Source organism: Aquimonas sp. (assembly GCF_044377145.1).
GTDB lineage: Bacteria > Pseudomonadota > Gammaproteobacteria > Xanthomonadales > Xanthomonadaceae > Aquimonas.
Genome location: NZ_JBILJQ010000139.1, coordinates 1 through 5,713, shown reverse-complemented (window position 1 = coordinate 5,713; position 5,713 = coordinate 1). Strand labels below are relative to the sequence as shown.

Sequence of the window (5,713 nt, the reverse complement as noted above, 5' to 3'; positions counted from 1 at the left end):
GTGCAGCGCGTCTCGACTCAAGCTCCGACCGTCAACTGCTTCCATTTGCCACACCTCCGATCCAAGACCGAAACCTTGACCGCTGGCGGCGCTTGAAGTTCACGGATAATTGGCGCCGGCTCTATAACCCCGCTTCCGGAACAACAGGATGCTCGAACGGCTCGCGCGCGCAGCCTTGGCCAGACTTCCTCTGCCCTACCGGCTCGCAACCATGGCTGAGGCATATGGGTAGCCAGGAGGCCTCTTGCCCTCAGGGCGGAGAAAGCACCACCGATACGAACATCGTGCCCAGGCCGTTGTGCAGCTTGAACAGCATACGGTTCCGGCCCTTACGGAAGGGCCAGAGAATTCTCGTCTCGCTCAAGTTCCAGTCGGCGATTTCCCGCCGGAGGCCGCGAACGTCCTCGTAGAACCAGGCCTTGTTGTTGTCGCCCCCGTCCCAGACCAGACGGTCATTGACCCACAGTTTCGCGTGGTCGTCTGCGCCGACCCAGACCCACAGCTCGCGATCGCGATCGAGCTCGATCTCGGTGTAGCCGTAGTAGACGCCGTAGTACTCGGCGTCGGGCAGGTACAGCGGGTAGAGCCGCGAATGCAGATAGCGCCACTGCAGCAGCCGACCGCCTTTGCCCTCGTATTGGCGGTCCAGGGCCACGGCCCACTCCGGTGGATGGGCGCGCTGCAGCGGCGCCCCGATGCCGGGCTCGAACGGGCCGATGACATGCCAGCGATCGAGGTACAGGCGGTTGGCGTAGGTGCCGCCGGCGCCGATCGACAGTCCCCTCGCCTGCTGCAGCGGTTGATGGTCAAGCGCAAGCGGCGGCCGTGCGCCGTCGAACTGCATGGGTTGCTCGCGGTGGCGACTCAAGTCCGCCTGCACGCGCATTTCCCGCGCGAACTGCAGCAGCTCTCCCCCGGCTGAATCGAACAAGGCGACACCCGCGCCTGCTTCAGACTCGCCGACGCCCGCTTTGTCCGAGCGTGCTTTCAATAGCGCCTCGCGAACAGCGTCGGCGGACTGTGCGAGTTGGGCCAGCGACTCTGTGCGGTCCAAGGGAGCGTCCGCGGTCTGTTCTGTCGACGGATCGGGCGCAGCCTCGGCTTCTTCGATCAGGCGCTTTGCCTGCTCGATGGCGGCACGCAGCTCCTCCTGCAGGGCCTGCCTGCGCTCTGCACTGTCGCCCTGGTCCTTGACCTCGGTTGCGTCCGGCTGCTTGGCCAGCTCGCGTTCCAGATCTTCCAGTGCCTGCAGGCGGATTTCGGCGGCCTGTTTGAGCGTGTCCGATAGCGACTGGGCGGTACGGGCCTCGACCGCCCGCTGCGCGGGCCGGTAGCTGCCGAAGAGGTACAGCGCAGCCAGCAGCACCGAGTGCACGAGCAGCGACAGCTTCAGCGCCGAGCCAGGGCGTCTCCACCAAGGCTGCGTCTGCTCCCACGGATAGCGCGCGGCGGGAGGCATCTCAGGGCGCGTGGTCGACACGCAGAGCGACGTTGCGCAGCCCCTCCAGCGCGCAGCGATCGAGCACGCGGATCACGCTCGGATAGCTCGCCGCGCGGTCGGCGTCGATTCGGATGTGCGCGTCCGGGCGCTGCTGCGCCAAGGTGCGCAGTCTGCGGTGGAAGGCTTCGACCCCGGCCGGTTGTCCGTCCAGGTACAGCGCGCCGCGAGCATCGATGGCAATCACGAGCTCGGCTTCGATCGCTTCTGATCGATCGAAACTGACATCCGCCTGCGGAAGGCTGAGCGGAATGCTGCGCAGCGCCTGCATTTCCTCCGACTTCTTGAAGGTGGTGGTCACCATGAAGAACAGCAGCAGGAAGAACACGCAGTCGATCAGGGCGACCAGACTGAGCTCGGGCGCTTCGTCGTCGCCGAGGTCAATCTGCACGCACGCCCTCGACGTTCGGCAGTTCGTCGAGGAAGGCGCCGACGCGCTGCTCCAGCTCGGCGGCGTAGGCGTGGATGCGGTAGCGGAACCCGTGGTAGAGACCCAGCGCAGGCAGGGCCACCATCAAACCCGCGGCGGTGGTGACCAGGGCCTTGGAAATGCCGCCGGCAAGCACGGCCGGATCGCCCATCGCACCGCTGCTGGAGATCGCGTGGAAGGATTCGATCATCCCGATGACGGTGCCCAGCAGGCCCAGAATCGGGCAGACGCCGGCGATCACCGCCAGCGGCTGGATGCGTCGCAGGTGCTCGCGAAGCTCCCGGGAGGCCAGGGCGCTAGCGCTGGCCTCCCGTTCGGTATGGCTTGCGTGTGGCCGCGCCAAGGCGGCCGACAGCACACGCGCCAGAGTGCTGGGCTGCGACTTCAGACGCGCTTCCAGTTCGCCCCGCTGATGCGGCCCCAGCAAGCCGCGCACTTGCCACAGCAGCGCGTCGGGCATGACCCTTTCGCGTCCAAGGCGGAGCAGGCGCTCGATCGAGATCGCCAGCATCAGCACCGAGGCCAGCAGGATCAGCAGCATGGTCCAGCCGCCCTGGGCGGCCAGTGCGAAGGGATCAATCGGCGCGGCGGCGTACGCGGGAAACGCAAGCGTGCAGGCAGGCGCTGCCAGCAGCGCAACACGCAAGCGCAGTCCCCCGGGCGTTCTCCGTGCGGGCGTCGACGTCTCGGGTTCCGATATTGGAGCGGCAGGGGAACAACGCGAGTTCAGGCTGCAGATTGACCCTGGCATTCGAAGACTCCGGCCGACATCGGGATGTAGGAGCTTAGCTAATCTGATCGGCGTCGAGCACCGGATACTCCTGCGTGCGCCTCTCGCCCATCCCTTCTCGATCGAAGTAGGGGCTCACCCGCAGCACTCCCGCAGCTCGCCACTACATACGCGGCCGCAAGGCACACCAAAGGTGCGCCGATAACATGATGCAGACTGGCCTCGCCCACTCAGCAGCGACTGCCAGGCGATGTGCGCGCTGTGCGCGCTGTGCGCAAAGTGGCACGGATTGTTGAACAGGATACCGCGGGTGCGGTCGACGATGCACTGTCGCCCCTTAGATTCTTGAACGCAGCGAACCCAACCCAGCCGGTCAGCGCCGGTTCCTATTCAAGGTCAGCCTGTAGACCGCGTGGCAATCGAAGCGGCCGATATGTAAGCGCACGGCCACCTCATCTTCTGCCCTGATTTGATTGTGTCGATCCTCCTCGCCACATTCTCAGGCGGAGGTCAATCGAGATGTCGTGCTCGGAATCATGGCGTTGGCAGTCGCATGTGCGTTCGCAAGTGCGCAGTGATCTGAGCCAGTAGGAGTGCCTTCGGATCTATGGCATCCCGCGGCGGGTGTTCGTGCAGTGGCGGCTGCGCTGGTGGCGGCAGCTGCTGCCGTAAGCTCCTGACCTGCCAGCTTTTTGAGGACCACCGATTAGTTGAGGGAGGCTCGTTGGGTTGATGCTTCGGTCTGTTGCTTATGTTCGTCCTTGAACTGCTTCGGGGTCCGGTACCCGAGGCTCGAGTGTGGGCGATCTTCGTTGTAGTGGCGGCGCCAGCTTTCGATGATCACCCGTGCTTCGGCGCGGCTGCGGAACCACTCCATGCTCAGGCACTCGTAGCGGAACTTGCCGTTCAAGCTCTCGGCGGTGCCATTCTGCCAAGGCTTGCCGGGTTCGATGTGGGCGGTTTCGATGCCTTACTGCTGCAGCCACTTCAGCACGGCGTGGCTGACGAACTCTGGACCGTTGTCCGAGCGCAGGTAGCGCGGTGCGCCGTGTTCGCTCACCAGCTGGAACAACACTTCGATCACGCGCCGAGAGCGCAGGCTGCCCTGCACGTCGATCGCCAGCGCCGCATGCGTCCACTCGTCGGTGACCACCAAGCACTTCAGGCTTTGGCCGTTGGCGCGGGCGTCGAACACGAAGTCGTAGGCCCAAACCTGGTTCGGTCTGCTCGCCGGCAACGGCCGCGGCCGCTTCTTCGGCACCTGCAGCCTAGCCTGCCGCCAGAGTCGGAACATTGTAAGCGTCCGCCAAAGACACCTACCCCAGCCGTTCGCTCTGTGCTGGGTCTGACGTGCTTACCGGCGTCCATCCCTCAATCGGCAGCAGCTGATCGATATCGCGATTGAGCGTGGTTGGCAGTCGCGCCAGTACATCGCTGAGCCAGGTGTGCGGGCACAGGCCGTTGGCTTTGGCGGTGGCCAGCAGGCTCATGATCGCGGCGGCGCGTTCGCCGGCGCGGGTGGCGCCGATGAACAGCCAGTTCTTTCGGCCGAGCGTGATCGGGCGGATCGCATTTTCGATCGGGTTGTTGTCGATCGGGCGCTCGCCGTTGTCGAGGTAGCGCAGCAGCGCCGGCCAGCGCTTCAGGGCGTGGTTCACGGCGTTGCCCACACCGCTGCTCGGCAGCGTTGCGAGGCTCTGCGTTTGCAGCCAGTCGTGCAGAGCCGTGAGCACCGGCGTGGCGTGAGCGTTGCGATGGGCGTGCAGCGCTTCGCCGCGCAGGCCCTGTTCGCGGGCCGCGGCTTCGATGCGGTACAGCGCGCCGATGCGCTCGACGGCTTCGTGCGCGAGTGGGCTGCCGCTCGCTTTGGCGGCCTCGACAAACTTGCGCCGCACGTGCACCCAGCACGCGAGCTCGGTCACGCCCGCGTTGAACAGCGCCTTGTAACCGCCATAGTCGTCGACCATCAGCGCGCCGCGCCATCCGCCGAGAAATTCACGGGCATGGCTGCCGCTGCGACTTGTTGTGTAGTCGAACACAATGATCGGCGGCCCGGCGGTGCTGCGGTAGGCAAAGAAGTAGCTCTGGCGGGTTTTGCCGGTGCCCGGATCGAGGGTGGCGACGGGGGTTTCGTCGGCGTGCAGGCAGGCCTGCTGGTGCAGTTTCTCGCGCAGGCGATCGACCAGCGGCTGCACGGCCACGCCGACCGCACCGACCCAGTCGGCCAGGGTGCTGCATGGCAGTTCAACCCCGGCGCGGGCGTAGATCGCCTGCTGCCGATACAGCGGCAGGTGGTCGCTGTATTTGGCGATGATCACCTGCGCCAACAGCGAGACCGCGGGTACGCCGCGGTCGATGATCGCAGGCAGCACCGGCACGGCCACCACGGTTTCGCAGGCGCGGCAGGCGTACTGCGGGTAGACGTGGCGCTCGACGTGGAATTTGGCCGGGGTGTAGGCCAGCTTCTCGCTGACGTGCTCGCCGAACTTGACCAGGTCGGCGTGGCATTGAGCGCAGGTGCAGTGCTCGGGGTCGTGCACCGTGGTGATGCGCGGCAGGTGCTCCCCAAGTTCCGCACCTAATCACGCAAGTGATTGATATGCCTGCCCCTGCAGGCGAAAAAATGCCACTACAGCGTCACGGGGCGCGGAGGTTGAGGGCTTCGAACAGGCTGAGCTGCTCCGGTGAGGTTTTGCTGACGCCGGTGTAGCTGCGCTCGGCGAGGGTGGCGCGGTGCTGCTGGATGCGCCGCAGCAGCTCCAAGGCGGTGCTTGGGCTGTGCGGGCTGCCGTTGGCTTTCAGGCGTTGCCGCATCACCCGGTGCAGCAGCAGGGCGAGAAAACAGATCAGGCCGTGGGCGCGGATGCGCTCGGGCAGCCGGTGGTAGACCGGTGCGATCTCGATATCGCTCTTGAGCACCCGGAATCCGCGCTCGATGTCGGCCAGTGCCTTGTAGCGTTCGACGATCTGTTGCGGGCTGAAGTCGGCGACGCTGGTCAGCAGCACCAGCTTGCCGTCGACGCGCTCGGCATGGCTGAGTGCCTCTTCATCCAGT

The 5,713-nt window shown here is 65.6% G+C and carries 5 protein-coding genes and 1 pseudogene; all 6 read right to left on the bottom strand.

Annotated features, from left to right (window positions below):
• Window positions 1–250 precede the first annotated feature (250 nt).
• A complete protein-coding gene (locus ACIQ7H_RS21595) occupies window positions 251–1,459 on the bottom strand; it encodes a hypothetical protein (RefSeq protein ID WP_395795457.1) in 1,209 nt (402 codons plus the stop codon).
• 1 nt (window position 1,460) lies between these two features.
• The gene (locus tag ACIQ7H_RS21590; protein WP_395795455.1) at window positions 1,461–1,889 is read right to left on the bottom strand and encodes an ExbD/TolR family protein; all 429 of its coding nucleotides are present in this window, start codon (window positions 1,887–1,889) and stop codon (window positions 1,461–1,463) included.
• Complete coding sequence (locus tag ACIQ7H_RS21585) at window positions 1,879–2,574, bottom strand: MotA/TolQ/ExbB proton channel family protein (protein WP_395795453.1); 696 nt, start codon at window positions 2,572–2,574, stop codon at window positions 1,879–1,881. Before ACIQ7H_RS21585 ends, ACIQ7H_RS21590 begins: the two co-directional genes overlap by 11 nt.
• A gap of 790 nt (window positions 2,575–3,364) precedes the next feature.
• A pseudogene (locus tag ACIQ7H_RS21580) lies at window positions 3,365–3,949 on the bottom strand (IS3 family transposase); the annotation flags it as partial.
• A gap of 25 nt (window positions 3,950–3,974) precedes the next feature.
• Complete coding sequence (gene tnpC / locus ACIQ7H_RS21575; protein ID WP_395795459.1) at window positions 3,975–5,216, bottom strand: IS66 family transposase; 1,242 nt, start codon at window positions 5,214–5,216, stop codon at window positions 3,975–3,977.
• Window positions 5,217–5,295: 79 nt separating this feature from the next.
• Window positions 5,296–5,713: IS1634 family transposase (locus ACIQ7H_RS21570; protein ID WP_395795451.1), on the bottom strand; the 418-nt coding region annotated here is incomplete at its 5' end.